Annotated in this window: 18 protein-coding genes; 11 read left to right on the forward strand and 7 right to left on the reverse strand. The window is 60.0% G+C overall.

The features are described 5' to 3' along the window. Positions 1-25: 25 nt before the first annotated feature. Positions 26-430: an acetyl-CoA sensor PanZ family protein gene (locus tag HU765_RS06340; protein ID WP_186619439.1), complete on the reverse strand. Its 405-nt coding sequence runs from the start codon at positions 428-430 to the stop codon at positions 26-28. Between the two features lie 221 nt (positions 431-651). Here HU765_RS06340 and HU765_RS06345 point away from each other — a divergent pair, with 221 nt between their 5' ends. The 7 genes from HU765_RS06345 (at position 652) to HU765_RS06375 (ending at position 6,459) form a co-directional block, all read left to right on the forward strand. Further along, entirely contained in the window at positions 652-2,316 is a 1,665-nt protein-coding gene (locus tag HU765_RS06345; protein ID WP_186619440.1) for an OFA family MFS transporter, read from the forward strand. 262 nt (positions 2,317-2,578) lie between these two features. Further along, positions 2,579-3,172, forward strand: a complete 594-nt coding sequence (gene hisB / locus HU765_RS06350) for an imidazoleglycerol-phosphate dehydratase HisB (protein ID WP_007909204.1) — start codon at positions 2,579-2,581, stop codon at positions 3,170-3,172. Continuing rightward, positions 3,172-3,810: an imidazole glycerol phosphate synthase subunit HisH gene (hisH, locus tag HU765_RS06355; protein ID WP_186619441.1), complete on the forward strand. Its 639-nt coding sequence runs from the start codon at positions 3,172-3,174 to the stop codon at positions 3,808-3,810. The genes hisB and hisH overlap by 1 nt, the downstream gene beginning before the upstream one ends. Beyond that, complete coding sequence (locus HU765_RS06360; protein WP_137218353.1) at positions 3,811-4,071, forward strand: DUF2164 domain-containing protein; 261 nt, start codon at positions 3,811-3,813, stop codon at positions 4,069-4,071. A 42-nt stretch (positions 4,072-4,113) separates the two neighbouring features. Continuing rightward, the gene (gene hisA, locus HU765_RS06365) at positions 4,114-4,851 is read left to right on the forward strand and encodes a 1-(5-phosphoribosyl)-5-[(5-phosphoribosylamino)methylideneamino]imidazole-4-carboxamide isomerase (RefSeq protein ID WP_064363356.1); all 738 of its coding nucleotides are present in this window, start codon (positions 4,114-4,116) and stop codon (positions 4,849-4,851) included. 9 nt (positions 4,852-4,860) lie between these two features. Then, positions 4,861-5,631: an imidazole glycerol phosphate synthase subunit HisF gene (gene hisF, locus HU765_RS06370; RefSeq protein WP_007909211.1), complete on the forward strand. Its 771-nt coding sequence runs from the start codon at positions 4,861-4,863 to the stop codon at positions 5,629-5,631. A 72-nt stretch (positions 5,632-5,703) separates the two neighbouring features. After that, the gene (locus HU765_RS06375) at positions 5,704-6,459 is read left to right on the forward strand and encodes an ABC transporter substrate-binding protein (protein ID WP_186619442.1); all 756 of its coding nucleotides are present in this window, start codon (positions 5,704-5,706) and stop codon (positions 6,457-6,459) included. Here HU765_RS06375 and HU765_RS06380 read toward each other — a convergent pair. The 5 genes from HU765_RS06380 to gpmI form a co-directional block, all read right to left on the reverse strand. Then, entirely contained in the window at positions 6,440-7,753 is a 1,314-nt protein-coding gene (locus HU765_RS06380) for a Vps62-related protein (RefSeq protein ID WP_186619443.1), read from the reverse strand. The two genes, HU765_RS06375 and HU765_RS06380, sit on opposite strands and share 20 nt — an antisense overlap. 118 nt (positions 7,754-7,871) lie before the next feature. Continuing rightward, complete coding sequence (locus tag HU765_RS06385; protein ID WP_186548430.1) at positions 7,872-8,648, reverse strand: divergent polysaccharide deacetylase family protein; 777 nt, start codon at positions 8,646-8,648, stop codon at positions 7,872-7,874. Between the two features lie 2 nt (positions 8,649-8,650). Continuing rightward, positions 8,651-9,970 carry a S41 family peptidase gene (locus HU765_RS06390; RefSeq protein WP_042608642.1) on the reverse strand — a complete coding sequence of 440 codons (1,320 nt, stop codon included), beginning with the start codon at positions 9,968-9,970 and terminating at the stop codon, positions 8,651-8,653. Between the two features lie 31 nt (positions 9,971-10,001). After that, the gene (locus tag HU765_RS06395) at positions 10,002-11,288 is read right to left on the reverse strand and encodes a murein hydrolase activator EnvC (RefSeq protein ID WP_186619444.1); all 1,287 of its coding nucleotides are present in this window, start codon (positions 11,286-11,288) and stop codon (positions 10,002-10,004) included. 230 nt (positions 11,289-11,518) lie between these two features. Continuing rightward, positions 11,519-13,048 (reverse strand): 2,3-bisphosphoglycerate-independent phosphoglycerate mutase, encoded by a 1,530-nt coding sequence (gpmI, locus tag HU765_RS06400; RefSeq protein WP_186619445.1) that lies wholly within the window; start codon positions 13,046-13,048, stop codon positions 11,519-11,521. Positions 13,049-13,201: 153 nt separating this feature from the next. Between gpmI and HU765_RS06405 the strand changes: the two genes are divergently transcribed. From HU765_RS06405 to secB, 3 genes are read left to right on the forward strand one after another with little or no spacing between them, the layout of a single operon-like run. After that, on the forward strand, positions 13,202-13,615 hold the full coding sequence (locus HU765_RS06405) for a rhodanese-like domain-containing protein (protein WP_186533775.1): 414 nt from the start codon (positions 13,202-13,204) through the stop codon (positions 13,613-13,615). A 1-nt stretch (position 13,616) separates the two neighbouring features. Further along, positions 13,617-13,871: a glutaredoxin 3 gene (grxC, locus tag HU765_RS06410; protein ID WP_186548424.1), complete on the forward strand. Its 255-nt coding sequence runs from the start codon at positions 13,617-13,619 to the stop codon at positions 13,869-13,871. Positions 13,872-13,928: 57 nt separating this feature from the next. After that, complete coding sequence (gene secB, locus HU765_RS06415) at positions 13,929-14,414, forward strand: protein-export chaperone SecB (protein WP_016772114.1); 486 nt, start codon at positions 13,929-13,931, stop codon at positions 14,412-14,414. Between the two features lie 217 nt (positions 14,415-14,631). On the opposite strand, the gene trmL is transcribed toward secB, so the two are convergent. Continuing rightward, positions 14,632-15,087: a tRNA (uridine(34)/cytosine(34)/5-carboxymethylaminomethyluridine(34)-2'-O)-methyltransferase TrmL gene (trmL, locus tag HU765_RS06420; RefSeq protein ID WP_042608646.1), complete on the reverse strand. Its 456-nt coding sequence runs from the start codon at positions 15,085-15,087 to the stop codon at positions 14,632-14,634. On the opposite strand from trmL, the gene HU765_RS06425 reads away from it, so the two are divergent. Continuing rightward, positions 15,086-15,526, forward strand: coding sequence for a hypothetical protein (locus tag HU765_RS06425; RefSeq protein WP_186552134.1), 441 nt, complete (start codon positions 15,086-15,088; stop codon positions 15,524-15,526). The genes trmL and HU765_RS06425 overlap by 2 nt on opposite strands. Positions 15,527-15,656: the final 130 nt, after the last annotated feature.

Genomic DNA, 15,656 nt, shown 5'->3' on the forward strand with positions numbered 1-15,656 from the left:
TGCAACGGCCTGCTTCGGGGTGGCGTCATGTGGCCAGTACCGTCAGCGGTACCTGTAACCTGGCGGCCAGAGCCTCAATCTCAAGATGCCCGGCAGGCGCCAGCAGGCGCAAGTCAGCCCCCGCTTGCGACGCCATTTTCTGCGCTTGGTTCACCAGGCGTTCAGCGACCCCGCGGCGTCGAGTAACTTTTCGTACGCATAAATGAGACAAATACCAAACGTCCTGGTGCCTTTGCAGGCGCCCGGCGCCGAGCAGCCGATCATTGAAACGCCCGGCAATAAAAGAACCATCCGCCAACGCAGTTTCGATCAGATCGGCCTCGGCGGAAAACGGTGCAAACAGCCATTGGGGCGCGTCGCGATAGATTTTCTGCAAATCCTGTTGATCCTGATAAGTGGCGTCTTTCAGCGTCTGGACAATGATTGGCATGCGTTTCCCCGAGGTGTAGAGATCAGATGACTGAAAAAAGGTGATATCAGTTTGGTTTTTCTGTCACCTGAGAATGGTAACCTTCGCCAGTTCGTCCGCCCTTCTGCGACTTAACGTCGCGCCTTCAAGGAGCTTCACCTAAAAAAACGGTCATGCCTGCGTGCATAAGGCCGAGGGTGAACAGTGGCTGGCGAACCATACTAATAATTGGGGGATACACAATGAGCACGAGCATTACGGCGGACGGTCTCGACACCGCCCAGCCTGGGTTCCTGTCCAAGGAACGCATTATCGCCAAGCCCGGTTTCAACCGCTGGCTGGTGCCACCGGCCGCGCTGGCCATTCACTTGTGCATCGGCATGGCCTACGGCTTCTCGGTGTTCTGGTTGCCGCTGTCCAAGGCATTGGGCGTTACCGCTCCAGTGGCTTGTGCACCGGACATGAGCTTCATCGCACAGGTGTTTTCTTCGAACTGCGACTGGCCGATCTCCATGCTCGGCTGGATCTATACGCTGTTCTTCATCTTCCTCGGCTGCTCGGCAGCGATCTGGGGTGGCTGGCTGGAACACGCCGGTCCGCGCAAGGCAGGCGTCGTCTCGGCCCTGTGCTGGTGCGGCGGTCTGCTGATTTCTGCGTTGGGTATCTATACCCACCAGATCTGGCTGATGTGGATCGGCTCCGGCGTGATCGGCGGTATCGGCCTGGGCCTGGGCTATATTTCGCCAGTGTCGACCCTGATCAAGTGGTTCCCGGACAAGCGCGGCATGGCGACCGGCATGGCGATCATGGGCTTCGGCGGCGGCGCGATGGTCGGCGCACCGTTGGCAACCGCGTTGATGAGCCACTTCGCTTCGCCAGAAGGCGTGGGCGTATGGCAGAGCTTCGTGGCCATGGCCGCGATCTACTTCGTGTTCATGATCGGTGGCGCTCTGTCGTACCGCGTGCCGCCAACAGGCTGGAAGCCTGAAGGCTGGACCGCACCGGCGAAGAAAGCCTCGAACGCGATGATCACCAACCGTCACGTCCATGTGAACGTAGCGTGGAAAACCCCGCAATTCCGTCTGGTGTGGCTGGTGCTGTGCCTGAACGTTTCGGCGGGCATCGGCATCCTCGGCATGGCCTCGCCACTGTTGCAGGAAGTGTTCGGCGGCAAACTGCTGGGCGTTGACGTGCCGTTCGGTCAACTCGATGCAGGCCAGTTGGCCTCGATTGCCGCGATCGCAGCCGGCTTCACCGGTCTGCTGAGCCTGTTCAATATCGGTGGCCGCTTCTTCTGGGCTTCGTTCTCGGACTACCTGGGCCGCAAAAACACCTATTTCGTGTTCTTCGCTCTGGGTTTTGCTCTGTACGCATTGATTCCGAACATGGGCCATCTGGGCAACGTTGCGCTGTTTGTGGCGGCGTTCTGCATCATCTTGTCGATGTACGGCGGTGGTTTTGCCACGGTTCCGGCCTATCTGGCCGACCTGTTCGGTACGCAGATGGTCGGTGCGATCCACGGTCGTCTGCTGACTGCCTGGGCCGCTGCGGGTGTGCTCGGTCCGGTGCTGGTGAACTACTTGCGTGAATATCAATTGAGCATCGGCGTGGAACGCGCAGCTGCCTATGACATCACCCTGTATATCCTCGCCGGCCTGCTGGTGCTGGGCTTCCTGTGCAACCTGATGGTGCGCCCGGTGGCCGACAAGTACTTCATGACCGACGCCGAACTGGCGGCCGAACAGGCGCTGGGCCATGACAAGGGTGCCGATGCCAGCACCGTGCTGGAGTGGAAAGCCGCGCCGGGCAGCAAGCCGCTGGCTATTGCTGCGTGGCTGGTGGTCGGTATTCCGCTGGCGTGGGGTGTATGGGTGACCCTGCAGAAGACGGCGGTACTGTTTCACTAAGTAAAATGTAGTACCCCTGTAGGAGTGAGCCTGCTCGCGATAGCGGTCTGACAGTCACAGAAATGGTGACAGTCAGGCCCTCATCGCGAGCAGGCTCACTCCTACAATTGTTTCTGGGTGCCTGTAATGGCTTGTATGGACATGTCTACCTGCGACAGCCGGGCGTTCTATCCGTCAGGCATCTCACCTCTCGTGTTTCTGTTTGCCTCCTGCGTGCCTATAATGGCTGCCTTTTTCGCCCAATGATTTTGCGGAGCTGGTGATGGCCGAACGTAAGGCGTCTGTCGAGCGCGACACTCTGGAAACCCAGATCAAAGCCTCGATCAACCTTGATGGCACCGGAAAGGCCCGATTCGATATCGGTGTCCCTTTTCTTGAGCACATGCTGGATCAGATTGCCCGTCACGGGTTGATCGACCTGGATATCGAATGCAAGGGCGATTTGCATATCGACGACCACCATACGGTGGAAGACGTCGGTATCACCCTCGGCCAGGCCTTCGCCAAAGCCATCGGCGACAAGAAAGGCATCCGTCGTTACGGTCACGCCTACGTGCCGCTCGATGAAGCGCTGTCGCGTGTGGTCATCGACTTCTCTGGTCGTCCGGGTTTGCAGATGCACGTGCCGTACACCCGCGCCACCGTCGGCGGCTTTGACGTTGACCTGTTCCAGGAGTTCTTCCAGGGCTTCGTCAATCACGCGCTGGTCAGCCTGCACATCGACAACCTGCGCGGCACCAACACTCACCACCAGATCGAAACCGTGTTCAAGGCTTTCGGCCGCGCGCTGCGCATGGCCGTCGAGCTGGATGAGCGCATGGCCGGGCAAATGCCGTCGACCAAAGGCGTTCTGTAATGCAGACGGTTGCAGTTATCGACTACGGCATGGGCAACCTGCACTCGGTGGCCAAGGCCCTGGAGCACGTCGGTGCCGGCAAGGTGATGATCACCAGCGACGCGAATGTGATTCGCGAAGCCGACCGCGTGGTCTTCCCCGGTGTTGGCGCGATTCGCGATTGCATGGCGGAGATCCGTCGCCTCGGCTTTGACTCGCTGGTGCGTGAGGTCAGCCAGGATCGGCCGTTTCTCGGCATCTGCGTCGGCATGCAAGCCTTGCTCGACAGCAGCGAAGAGAACGACGGCGTCGACTGCATCGGCCTGTTCCCCGGCGCGGTGAAGTTCTTCGGCAAGGATCTGCATGAAGACGGCGAGCACCTCAAGGTTCCGCACATGGGCTGGAACGAGGTCAAGCAGAACATCAGTCACCCGCTCTGGCACGACATTCCGGATCTGGCGCGTTTCTACTTCGTGCACAGCTACTACATCGCCGCAGCCAACGCGCGGCAGGTGGTGGGCAGCGGTCATTACGGGGTCGATTTCGCCGCAGCATTGGCCGATGGTTCGCGTTTCGCCGTGCAGTTCCACCCGGAGAAAAGCCATACCCACGGCCTGCAACTGCTGCAGAACTTCGCCGCGTGGGACGGTCGCTGGTAAATGGCTGCCAAGAAGTCCAAGCCGCCGATCCTGACGCTCACTGCCGAGCAGGAGAGCGAGGCCAATCGCAAGATTCAGCGGTTCATGGAAGACCGTTTCGAACTGGACCTGGGTTCATTCGAGGCGGCGGAAATTCTTGAGCTGTTTACCCGCGAGATTGCTCCGCACTATTACAACAGGGCGATTTTCGATGTGCAGACCCACCTCAAAGAGCGGTTTGAAAGCATCGAAAGCGACCTGTGGGCGCTCGAGAAAAATTGATTCCCGAGCCAAGCTGAACATTCCAATTTTAGGGTTTGCCAGATGCTGATTATTCCCGCTATCGATCTCAAGGACGGCGCCTGTGTCCGTTTGCGCCAGGGCCGCATGGAAGATTCCACGGTGTTCTCCGATGATCCGGTGAGCATGGCTGCCAAGTGGGTGGAGGGCGGTTGCCGTCGTCTGCATCTGGTCGACCTCAACGGTGCCTTTGAAGGTCAGCCGGTCAATGGCGAAGTGGTCACCGCAATCGCCAAGCGCTACCCGACCCTGCCGATTCAGATCGGTGGCGGTATCCGCTCGCTGGAAACCATCGAGCACTACGTCAAGGCCGGCGTGAGCTACGTGATCATCGGTACCAAAGCGGTGAAGGATCCGGCGTTTGTCGCTGAAGCCTGCCGCGCCTTCCCGGGCAAGATCATTGTCGGTCTGGATGCCAAAGACGGGTTCGTCGCCACCGACGGCTGGGCTGAAATCAGCACCGTGCAGGTCATCGATCTGGCCAGGCAGTTCGAAGCCGACGGCGTGTCATCGATCGTTTATACCGACATCGCCAAAGACGGCATGATGCAGGGCTGCAACGTACCGTTCACCGCCGCGCTGGCCGCTGCGACGAAGATCCCAGTGATCGCTTCCGGCGGCATCCATAACCTCGGTGACATCAAGTCGCTGCTCGACGCCAAGGCACCGGGCATCATCGGTGCAATCACCGGCCGGGCGATTTATGAAGGCACTCTCGATGTCGCCGAAGCGCAAGCTTTCTGCGATTCGTACCAAGGCTGAGGACTGACCATGGCGTTAGCCAAACGCATCATCCCTTGCCTGGACGTGGACAACGGCCGGGTCGTCAAAGGTGTGAAGTTCGAAAACATCCGCGATGCCGGTGACCCGGTGGAAATCGCCCGTCGTTATGACGAGCAGGGCGCTGACGAGATTACCTTTCTCGACATCACCGCCAGCGTCGATGGGCGTGACACCACGCTGCATACCGTCGAGCGCATGGCCAGCCAGGTGTTCATTCCGCTGACCGTCGGCGGTGGCGTGCGCACCGTGCAGGACATCCGCAACCTGCTCAATGCCGGCGCGGACAAGGTGTCGATCAACACCGCCGCCGTGTTCAACCCGGAATTCGTTGGCGAAGCGGCGCAGCATTTCGGCTCGCAGTGCATCGTCGTTGCCATCGACGCCAAGAAAGTCTCCGGCCCCGGCGAAACCCCGCGCTGGGAGATCTTCACCCATGGCGGACGCAAGCCAACCGGCCTCGACGCGGTCGAGTGGGCAAAGAAAATGGAAGGCCTGGGGGCCGGAGAGATTCTGCTGACCAGCATGGATCAGGACGGCATGAAGAATGGCTTCGACCTCGGCGTGACCCGCGCCATCAGCGATGCGCTGGGCATACCGGTGATCGCTTCCGGTGGTGTCGGCAACCTTCAGCACCTGGCTGACGGCATTCTCGAAGGCCATGCCAGCGCGGTGCTGGCGGCGAGTATTTTCCACTTCGGCGAATACACCGTGCAGGAAGCCAAGGCGTACATGGCCAAGCGCGGCATCGTCATGCGCTAAACATACAGGCCAGTGGACAGCATGGCGTACCCAAGGCACTCTTGGGCACGCCATGGATTCCGGTAGCCCGACATGATCAAACACCTGCTTCTTGTGCTTGCCAGTGCCTCGGTGTTGTTGTTTAACACCGCCCGGGCCGAAACCAGCCCCGCCACCGATCTGGTGCTGCTCACCGAAAACTTCCCGCCGTACAACATGGCGAAGAACGGCAAGAATTTCGCCCAGGGCGAGAACATCAACGGCATCGCCACCGACATCGTCCGTGAAATGTTCCAGCGCGCCGGCCTCACGTACAGCCTGACCCTGCGTTTCCCTTGGGAGCGTGTCTACAAGCTTGCGCTGGAAAATCCAGGGTACGGCGCCTTTGTAATGGCGCGTTTGCCCGATCGGGAAAACCGCTTCAAATGGGTTGGCCCGATCGGCCCCGACGACTGGATCCTGTTAGCCAGGGCCGACAGCAAGATCACCCTCCAAACCCTCAATGACGCCCGCCAATACAGGATCGGCGCCTACAAGGGCGATGCGATTGCCGAGACCCTGACCAAGCAGGGCCTCAAGCCTGTGGTGGTGCTGCGCGATCAGGACAATGCGAAGAAACTGGTCAACGGTCAGATTGATCTATGGGCCACCGGCGATCCTGCCGGGCGTTATCTGGCGCGGCAGGATGGCGTGACCGGTCTGAAGACCGTGCTGCGCTTTAACAGCGCCGAGTTGTATCTGGCGCTGAACAAGGATGTTTCCGACGAAGTCGTGAACAAGCTTCAGACCGCGCTGGATCAACTGCGCAAAGAAGGCGTGGTCGATGAAATCATGGGGCGCTATCTGTAGCGGCTGGCGCTTGTGCGAGCACTGGCTCGGCGGCGGTGCCTGTTACCGTCGGTTCCGGTGGCGTGTATTCACTGAAATGCAGGCTGCTGCAGTCGGTGTGACTGATGTCGCTGGTAACGCGACTACCGTCCGCGCGCAGCAGCGTGTAGTCACTTTGCAGCACATAGACTGCTAGTGCGCTGTTTCTGGGGACGATGGCGGCGACCTCGAGGCGCCCGGTGTCGTGCCATTGGTTTGAGTGGATGTCGCTGCGGGTGAATCCACCATTTAATCGCGCTTTGAACTGGAATGGCTGTGCAGCCTGGTTTTGCCATTGCGCATCAAACTCGATCGAGGTGAGTTCGCTGAACGCTAGCAAGCTGCCTGTGCGCTGACTGCGGGCGACGGTCCAGCGGGACGTGGTGGTAGCGTTTGTGCGGTTATGACTATGGCCGACGAGCTGATAATGATCCGTGCGCTGCAAGTCGTAGAAGGGCGAGTTACGCAGTTGCTCGGGTGGCGAGAGCTGCGGATCTTTTACCGTGAACCACGGCAGTCGGACGCAACCGGTCGGTTGTTCTGGTTTTTGCACAGAAGGTGGTGTTACACCCTCAAGTACCGGTGCGGGAGGTAAAGGGCGGTCCTCGACCGGCATCCTGAAGCGCAACGAGTAGGCGAGAAAATGAGCCGGTCTGGAGTAACCGTTGAAGCCAAGAAACGTACCTGGCGCCAAGTGGATTTCATCCGCAGAGGGCACTGGCGGTATGGCGCCCCAGGCGCAAATGCTTTGTCGAGCTCCGCTGCCTTTGTCGGACCACAGCGGTTCGCCGGAGGCTGAAGCGATAACCAGATCGGCGCGCACACAACGTATCGCGTTGAATGAAGGTTTGTCGTGGCCGTCGGAGCATACCGATCCCAGCGCCACGTAACCCTCGGGAGGAACAGGGCGCCAGATGGCCCCGTCTTTCTTCGATCCGGAGCCTGAATCCTTCCAGATAAGCTCGTAATCATCAGGCCGAGCCAGTGCTTTGCCTTTGGCCGGATCTGTACGGGCTGCTTCGTCCTCGCAAACCACGGCTACCACGTGTCTGCCGCTAATGTTTTTGTGCTCATCGATCACAACGTCGCCCAACGAAAAGAAGCCGGGAAGCACATCTGCTGGGGGCGTTGGGCGCCAAAAGGCTGCTGGTTTTGCTCGCGAACCGGTGGTGTCCCAGATGCGCAGAAGTTCCGTTGTGAAATTGATCAGCAGGTTGTCGTAACGGATGGTTTTCATTTGCTCGGCCGAGACGGCCGTCTTGTCATGCGTGCTCATGGTCAATCCTCGATAGTTGAATGCGACTCGGGGGAGTCGCGACCTTTTGCAGGTCTCACTATCCGGATGCGGGCAAGGCCCATGGCGGTAACTATGTATGTTCACGCGTGACAGCGTATTACCGATACACGCCGCCCTTGCCATGACCCGCCATGGCGCGATTGCTGCGCACGCTGATCATTTGCCTGACATCGATCCAGTCGATGCCCTGCGCCTTCAGCTTCGGCAGTTCGCGTTCCAGCACTGCCAGGGTCTGCGGATACGGATGGCCGATCATGACTGCTGAACCCTGCTTGTGCGCCAATGCGATCGCGGTCTGAAGCTGATTGGTAATCGCCGCTTCGGTACGCTCGTCATCCAGAAAAACATCCCGCGAAACGCTGGCCAGATCGATTTTTTGCGCTTGCTGAGCGGCGACGGTCTGCGCGCTGGTGCGGCTGTCGACGAAGAACTTGTGTCGTCGCTGCAACTCACCCATCAGCCACGCCATTGCCGCTGGCTGTGCGGTCATGCGGCTGCCCATGTGGTTGTTTATACCGGCGGTGAACGGTACTTTTTCAAACGCGGCGTTCAGGCGTTTCTGCAGTTCTTCGATGGGCAGTTCAGGATGCCAGGCATAGGGGCCGGTGGCCGGGTCCATGGGCATGTGCAGGATGACGATCTTGCCGGCGCGATGGGCTTCGCGCGCAAACTCGGTGGCGTGAGGGGTGTCGGGCATGATCGCTGCCGTCACCGGGCCGGGCAGGGCGAGTACACGGCGATCCCGGGGCAGATTCTGCCCCAGATCGTCGATGATCAATGTCAGATAGGCCTTGTGCGGCGCTGGACTGGTGGGCTCTGCATGCGCAGCACCCGCCAGACAGCACAACAGGACGCCGAGAAAGCGCAGCAACATCCTCAGCGGCCGGAGGTAATGCTCAGCCCTTTGAGCAGGCTCAGGGCCTGGGCCAACTGGTAATCGTCATCCTGCGGCATGGCTTTGGCCTTGCCTGCGGAGCCGGAAGGTTTGTCGGCGCCGCCGTTGCCGTTGCCCAAGTGACCTTGCAGATCGGCCTCCTTGAAGTATTCGCTGTCGGCTTCGTTGGTGATCTTCGCGCGGCGCACTTCGATGTCCGGGACGATGCCTTGGGCCTGAATCGAGCGGCCGTTCGGTGTGAAGTACAGCGCGGTGGTGATCTTCAGCGCGCGGTCGTTGTTCAGCGGCAATACGGTTTGCACCGAGCCCTTGCCGAAACTGGTGGTGCCCATGACCACGGCGCGTTTCTGATCCTGCAGGGCGCCGGCGACGATTTCCGAGGCCGAGGCGCTGCCACCGTTGATCAGCACGACCATTGGCACCGCTTCGCTTTCGTCCTTGCCGGTAGCCGAGAAACGCAACTCGGAGTTGGCGATTCGGCCTTTGGTATAGACGATCAGGCCCTTGGTGATGAAGTGGTCGACCACTTCCACCGCCGATTGCAGCACGCCGCCGGGGTTGTTGCGCAGGTCGAGGATGATGCCGTTGAGCTTCTTGCCGTTGTCCTTGCGCAGCTTGGCCAGGGCTTTGGAGACTTCTTCACCGGTCTTGACCTGGAACTGGGTGATGCGGATATAGCCGTAGCCCGATTCCAGCAGTTGCGCCTTGACGCTCTTCACCTGAATCACTGCGCGCGCCAGGGTCACGTCGAACGGCGTTCCGCCGTCGCGAACCAGGGTCAAGGTGATTTTCTGGCCGATCTTGCCGCGCATCTTGTCGACGGCTTCGGTCATGGTCTGGCCGCGGGTCGGCTGGCCGTTGATCTTGACGATGAAGTCGCCAGCCTGAATACCAGCCTTCGACGCGGGCGTGTCATCGATCGGCGAGACGACCTTGATGAAGCCGTCTTCGGCGCCGACTTCGATGCCCAGGCCGCCGAACTCACCGCTGGTGCTTTCCTGCAGTTCGGTGAAGTCTTCCGGGCCGAGGTAGGCCGAATGCGGGTCGAGGTTGCTGAGCATGCCCTTGATCGCGTTTTCCAGCAGGGTCTTGTCGTCCACCGGTTCGACGTACGCGGCTTTGATCCGGTCCATGACCTCGGCGAAAGTGCGCAACTCTTCCAGCGGCAACGGTGCCTTGGCGGTCGCGGCAGTGCCTGCCGGAGCGACGGTCGGGGCCGGTTGCGCGGCGAACGCCAGAGGCGCGCCGATCACCAGGGCGATCGTCAGGGCCAGCGAGGTAAGGCGGGACAAATGCAGCATGTCGAACGAACTCCTGAATTAGGTTACGTGCTTATCCTTGCGCACGACACCATTGCGCCGGATCACTCGGGTGACCCTGCTGACGAATTGCGAAATACAGCGCGGGCGTGTCCTGACCGCCACTGTTACCGACAGTGGAAATCGACTCGCCCGCTTTGACCACATCCCCCGCTGACTTGAGCAGCGTCTGGTTGTGGCCGTAAAGACTCAGAAAACCGTTGCCGTGATCAAGGATCACCAGCAGCCCGGCACCGCGCAGCCAGTCGGCAAACACTACGCGCCCGCCGTGTACAGCGTGCACCTGACTGCCGGCGGAAGCGCTGATCATCACGCCATCCCACTTGGTCCGGGCATCGTCGCCACGGCTTTCACCGAAGCGTGCGAGTAATCGACCATCAACCGGCCACGGAAGTTTTCCCCGGGTTGCAGCAAAAGGCCCGCCAAACGTTTCGCCGCTGCTCGATACCAGTGCGCCGGGGCTTGATCTGACGGGTTTGCGTGGGGCGTCGCTGGTGTCAGCCTGCGCCTCACGCAAGCGCTTTTTTTCCGCTTCCTGCTGGGCGATCAGCGCTTTTTGCCGCGCTTCTTCTGCCTCACGAGCCTGGCGGGCCAGGGTTTCTTCAATAGTTTTAAGGACTTTAGACAGGTCTGCCTGATCCTGCTCGCGGGCGGCAAGTTTCTGATCGCGGGCTTTCACGTCATCGTTGAGTTTGGCGAGGACCTGCTGACGCTCCTTGCGGACTTTCTCGAGTGCTTCGCGCTGGGTGTCGAGGTCGCTTTTCTGCACCAGCAGTTGCGCCTGCTGCAAACCGATGTCTTTTTCGACATTGGCCAACTGGCGCAGGGTTTCGTTGAAACTCTTCAACTGCTCCAGGCGCGCCTGGCTCAGGTAATCGTAATAGGTCAGGGTGCGGGCGAATTTCTCGGGATTCTGCTGGTTGAGCAGCAGTTTGAGGTATTCCTGGCGACCGTTCTGATAGGCCGCCCGGGCCTGAATGGCGATCAGTCGCTGCTGTTCAGTGCGCGCGCTCTGGAGTTTTTTTTTCTCTGCATCGAGCCGCTGCAGCTCGGATTCGCTTTTCTGCAGTTCTTTCTGCAGCGCGTCGACCTGCTTCTGCAGCTTGCCCATCTCGGTTTCAGTGCCCTTGAGCTCTTTTTGCACGCCGGACTTTTCTTCCTGGAGCTTGCCCAGGAGTTTTTTCAACTCGGCAATGTCCTGACGCGTGGCGTCCAGTTGCTGTTGGGTTTGCGCGCGCTCGTCAGCGAAGGCCGGTTGGAGCAGGCAGGTCAGAGCAAGGGCGATCAGGACGCGAAGCATAGGGGCGGGCGGCACCAGGGTAAGGGACGGCCTAGTATGCCCGCCCGAGGCTGCAAAAAAAACGCCCAATTGGGGCTGTGTGATAACTGGACAGAAAAACACTGCACACCAATGTAGGAGTGAGCCTGCTCGCGATGGCTTTCTCACATTCAACAGGGTAGTTGACTGTCAGATGGCTATCGCGAGCAGGCTCACTCCTACAAGGGTTTTGCGGTGTTTGGGCTATTCGGTCAGACCAGGATCGAGGTACCGGTCATCTCCGCCGGTTTTTCCAGCCCCAGCAACATCAGCATGGTCGGTGCCACGTCCGCCAGCACGCCGCCTTCGCGCACTTTCAGGTCGCGCTTGCCGACATAGATGAACGGCACCGGCTCGGTGGTGTGTGCGGTGTGCGCCTGGCCGGTGGATTCGTCGGCCATTTGCTCGACGTTGCCGTGGTCAGCGGTGATCAATGCTTCGCCGCCGACTTTTTCCAGCGCTTCAACGATACGACCGACGCAGGTATCCAGGCATTCAACGGCTTTTACCGCCGCGTCGAACACACCGCTGTGGCCGACCATGTCGCCGTTGGCGTAGTTGACCACGATCACGTCGTAGCGCTGGTTTTCGATGGCGTCGACGATGCGGTCGGTCACCTCAGGCGCGCTCATTTCCGGTTGCAGGTCGTAGGTGGCGACTTTTGGCGACGGGATCAGGATGCGCTCTTCGCCCGGGAACGGCTCTTCGCGCCCGCCCGAGAAGAAGAACGTCACGTGGGCGTATTTCTCGGTTTCAGCGATGCGCAGCTGAGTTTTGCCGTTTTTCGCCAGATAGTCGCCGAGGACGTTTTCCAGACTGCCAGCGGCGAACGCCGATGGCGCGGGGATGCTGGCGGCGTATTGGGTCAGCATGACGAAGCCGGCCAGTTTCGGCTGGCGCGCGCGTTCGAACTCTTTAAAGTCGTCCTCGACAAATACGCGGGTCAGCTCGCGGGCGCGGTCGGCACGGAAGTTCATGAACACCACGGCGTCGCCGTCTTCGACTTTCACCGGCTCGCCGATGGAGGTGGCTTTGACGAATTCGTCGCTCTCGCCACGGGCATAGGCGGCTTCAAGGCCTTCCTGCGCGGTGGCGGCGTTGAATTCGCCGTTGCCATCGACGATCAGGTTGTACGCCTGGGCCACGCGGTCCCAGCGGTTGTCACGGTCCATGGCGAAGTAACGGCCGATGATGCTGGCGATCCGGCCTTTGCCCAAGGCCTGGAACGTTGCGTCGAGCAGTTCGATCGACGACGCGGCGCTTTTCGGCGGCGTGTCGCGGCCATCGAGGAAGGCGTGCAGGTAGATTTTTTCGGCGCCGCGCTTGAAGGCCAGTTCGGCCATGGCGATCAGGTGATCCTGGTGGCTGTGCACGCCGCCATCGGAGAGCAGGCCCATGAAGTGCACGGCTTTGCCGGCGGCCACGGCTTTGTCCACAGCGGCGCAGATGGTCGGGTTCTCAAAGAACTCGCCGTCGCGGATCGCTTTGGTCACACGGGTGAAATCCTGATACACCACGCGCCCGGCGCCGAGGTTCATGTGGCCGACTTCGGAGTTGCCCATCTGGCCGTCCGGCAAGCCGACGTCCATGCCGCTGCCCGAGATCAAGCCGTTTGGAACAGTGGCCCACAGGCGATCGAGGACAGGCTTCTTCGCCGCAAACACGGCATTGGATTCGGGGCTGTCGCTGTGACCGAAGCCGTCGAGAATCATCAGGACCAAAGGTTTAGGCGTAGTCGTCATGGAATCCACTCGTGGCTAATAAAGAAGAGGGCGATGCAAAACGGAGTTGGAGTTTAAAGCGAAGTTCCGACCGCGTCACCGCCGGACGGGGTTTGGCCGACCATAGTGGCTGTGTATACTGGCCGACATTTTAACGCCCTGGAACCTCCTTCGATGGTTGCTCACCTGATTGAATTTGCCACTAACCACTACATTCTTGTCGGTATCTTCGTCGTACTGCTGGCTCTGTTGCTGGCGCACACGATGCAGGGCGGCGGTAAAAGCCTGAGCACCGGCGAGCTGACCGCGCTGGTCAATAAAGATGCAGGCGTGGTGGTGGACATCCGTCCCGTCAAGGATTACGCCGCTGGCCACATCGTTGGCGCGCTGAACATTCCCCACGACAAACTGACTGCCCGCGTTGCCGAGCTGGAAAAGCACAAAGCCAAGACCATCATTCTGGTCGACGCTCTGGGCCAGACCGCCGGCACCCACGCCCGCGAGCTGATGAAATCTGGTTTCACGGCCGCCAAGCTGTCCGGCGGGATTTCCAGCTGGAAAGGCGACAACCTGCCATTGGTGAAGTGATATGAAAGATGTCGTCGTCTACTCCAGCGATTACTGCCCTTACTGCTCCCGAGCCAAGTCTCTGCTCCTCAGCAAAGGCGTGGCTTTCGAAGAGATCAAGGTCGATGGCAAGCCGCAGCTGCGCGCCGAAATGACCAAAAAGGCCGGGCGCACGTCCGTGCCGCAGATCTGGATCGGCAGCCAGCACATCGGCGGTTGTGATGATTTATACGCCCTGGAGCGCGCCGGCAAACTCGACGCGCTGCTCAAGGCCTGAACGGCTGCACCCACGTACAGCACTCCCTAAAAGACCCAAGATCGATAAGGATCTGAGATGACTGACCAACAGAACACTGCAGCCAGCGAAGAAGAAACCGCACCGCAATTCTCCTTGCAGCGCATCTACGTACGCGACCTGTCCTTCGAAGCCCCGAAAAGCCCGGCGATCTTCCGCCAGCAGTGGGACCCGGCGGTCGGCCTGGATCTGAACACTCGTCAGAAAGCGCTGGAAGGCGATTTCTACGAAGTCGTGCTGACCTTGTCGGTGACCGTGAAAAACGGTGAAGAAGTCGCCTTCATCGCAGAAGTGCAACAGGCCGGTATCTTCCTGATCAAGAACCTGGACGCGGCTTCGATGAGCCACACCCTGGGCGCGTTCTGCCCGAACATCCTGTTCCCGTATGCGCGTGAAACCCTGGACAGCCTGGTGACCCGCGGTTCGTTCCCGGCGCTGATGCTGGCCCCGGTGAACTTCGACGCCCTGTACGCGCAAGAGCTGCAGCGCATGCAGGAAAGCGGCGAGACCCCGACCGTTCAATAATCGGTCGATGCGTTGACGCAAGTCCAATGTGGGAGCGGGCTTGCTCGCGAATACGGTGTGTCAGGCGACATTGATGTCAACTGACACTCTGCATTCGCGAGCAAGCCCGCTCCCACATTTGCTGATCGTTCCCACGCTCCCGCGTGGGAATGCCTCAAGGGACGCGGAGCGTCACGGGCTGCATTCCCGCGCAGAGCGTGGGAACGATCAGTGGTGGTTATTTGAAGTCGTTCTGGCGCCACGCTTCGTACACGGCAACCGCCACGGTGTTGGACAGGTTCAGGCTGCGGCAACCCTCTCGCATTGGCAAGCGCAGGCGCTGTTCGGCAGGCAAGGCGTCGAGAACGTCCGCTGGCAAGCCACGGCTTTCCGGGCCAAACAAAAACGCATCGCCAGGCACGAACGCAGCATCATGAAACGGCCGCGAACCCTTGGTCGTGAAGGCGAACAGCCGTGGATTGCCCAGGCTTTCCAGGCAACTGGCCAGATCAGCATGACGCTGCAACGTGGCATATTCGTGATAGTCGAGACCGGCGCGGCGCAATCGCTTGTCGTCCATCTCGAAACCCAGCGGTTCGATCAAATGCAGGTGGCAGCCACTGTTGGCGCACAGCCTGATAACGTTGCCGGTGTTCGGCGGAATTTCTGGTTGAAAAAGGATGACGTGAAACATGCACGGCTCCGAAGGTAAAGATGACGCGCATTCTACGCCGCAAGCGGACTGGCGTTCGAAACTATTCCCGCGAGTGATCGGTTCCCTGGCGATTTTCGGTTTGATGGTCGGTTTGATGATCGGCCGTCTGACCACGCCGGATCCGAGCGTGCTGGAGCAGGTTGAGGTCACCGATGGCGGCTTGGTGGTGTGGTTCAACAACGAACCGAAACTGCATGGTGAAATCATCGACGGCACTATCGCATTACTGTTTCAGGCTGAGGGCCGGGCGCAAAAAGGCCAGCTCAGGCTCAACGGCAAGGACGTGAACTGGCGCGCGCGCAAAAGCGATGGCGGATTATTGCTGACGGTGCTGGCGGCACGACCGCTGCAGGGTGACTGGGCCGGCAGCGAAGTCGATGATCGCTGGCGGCTGGAAATCCGCCTACAAGAGCGCTAGGCAGGGTGTTCCCCTAACCGCCGTCCGCTCCGACGCTCTTTGGCGTTGTTTCCCACGGATACTATCCATCTTTCCGACCTCCATTCGAGGCTCGCGCACGCTATCGTTCGCCCCTTCAAACGGCAGGATG

Origin of the sequence: Pseudomonas sp. SWRI81 (genome assembly GCF_014268545.1) — a bacterium.
Lineage (GTDB): Bacteria > Pseudomonadota > Gammaproteobacteria > Pseudomonadales > Pseudomonadaceae > Aquipseudomonas > Aquipseudomonas hamedanensis.

Excerpts from the sequence above, each read along its gene's own strand:
- HU765_RS06340 (WP_186619439.1), bottom strand. The coding sequence starts at position 430 with ATGCCAATCATTGTCCAGACGCTGAAAGACGCCACTTATCAGGATCAA.
- HU765_RS06345 (WP_186619440.1), top strand. The coding sequence starts at position 652 with ATGAGCACGAGCATTACGGCGGACGGTCTCGACACCGCCCAGCCTGGG.
- hisB (WP_007909204.1), top strand. The coding sequence starts at position 2,579 with ATGGCCGAACGTAAGGCGTCTGTCGAGCGCGACACTCTGGAAACCCAG.
- hisH (WP_186619441.1), top strand. The coding sequence starts at position 3,172 with ATGCAGACGGTTGCAGTTATCGACTACGGCATGGGCAACCTGCACTCG.
- HU765_RS06360 (WP_137218353.1), top strand. The coding sequence starts at position 3,811 with ATGGCTGCCAAGAAGTCCAAGCCGCCGATCCTGACGCTCACTGCCGAG.
- hisA (WP_064363356.1), top strand. The coding sequence starts at position 4,114 with ATGCTGATTATTCCCGCTATCGATCTCAAGGACGGCGCCTGTGTCCGT.
- hisF (WP_007909211.1), top strand. The coding sequence starts at position 4,861 with ATGGCGTTAGCCAAACGCATCATCCCTTGCCTGGACGTGGACAACGGC.
- HU765_RS06375 (WP_186619442.1), top strand. The coding sequence starts at position 5,704 with ATGATCAAACACCTGCTTCTTGTGCTTGCCAGTGCCTCGGTGTTGTTG.
- HU765_RS06380 (WP_186619443.1), bottom strand. The coding sequence starts at position 7,753 with ATGAGCACGCATGACAAGACGGCCGTCTCGGCCGAGCAAATGAAAACC.
- HU765_RS06385 (WP_186548430.1), bottom strand. The coding sequence starts at position 8,648 with ATGTTGCTGCGCTTTCTCGGCGTCCTGTTGTGCTGTCTGGCGGGTGCT.
- HU765_RS06390 (WP_042608642.1), bottom strand. The coding sequence starts at position 9,970 with ATGCTGCATTTGTCCCGCCTTACCTCGCTGGCCCTGACGATCGCCCTG.
- HU765_RS06395 (WP_186619444.1), bottom strand. The coding sequence starts at position 11,288 with ATGCTTCGCGTCCTGATCGCCCTTGCTCTGACCTGCCTGCTCCAACCG.
- gpmI (WP_186619445.1), bottom strand. The coding sequence starts at position 13,048 with ATGACGACTACGCCTAAACCTTTGGTCCTGATGATTCTCGACGGCTTC.
- HU765_RS06405 (WP_186533775.1), top strand. The coding sequence starts at position 13,202 with ATGGTTGCTCACCTGATTGAATTTGCCACTAACCACTACATTCTTGTC.
- grxC (WP_186548424.1), top strand. The coding sequence starts at position 13,617 with ATGAAAGATGTCGTCGTCTACTCCAGCGATTACTGCCCTTACTGCTCC.
- secB (WP_016772114.1), top strand. The coding sequence starts at position 13,929 with ATGACTGACCAACAGAACACTGCAGCCAGCGAAGAAGAAACCGCACCG.
- HU765_RS06425 (WP_186552134.1), top strand. The coding sequence starts at position 15,086 with ATGCACGGCTCCGAAGGTAAAGATGACGCGCATTCTACGCCGCAAGCG.
- trmL (WP_042608646.1), bottom strand. The coding sequence starts at position 15,087 with ATGTTTCACGTCATCCTTTTTCAACCAGAAATTCCGCCGAACACCGGC.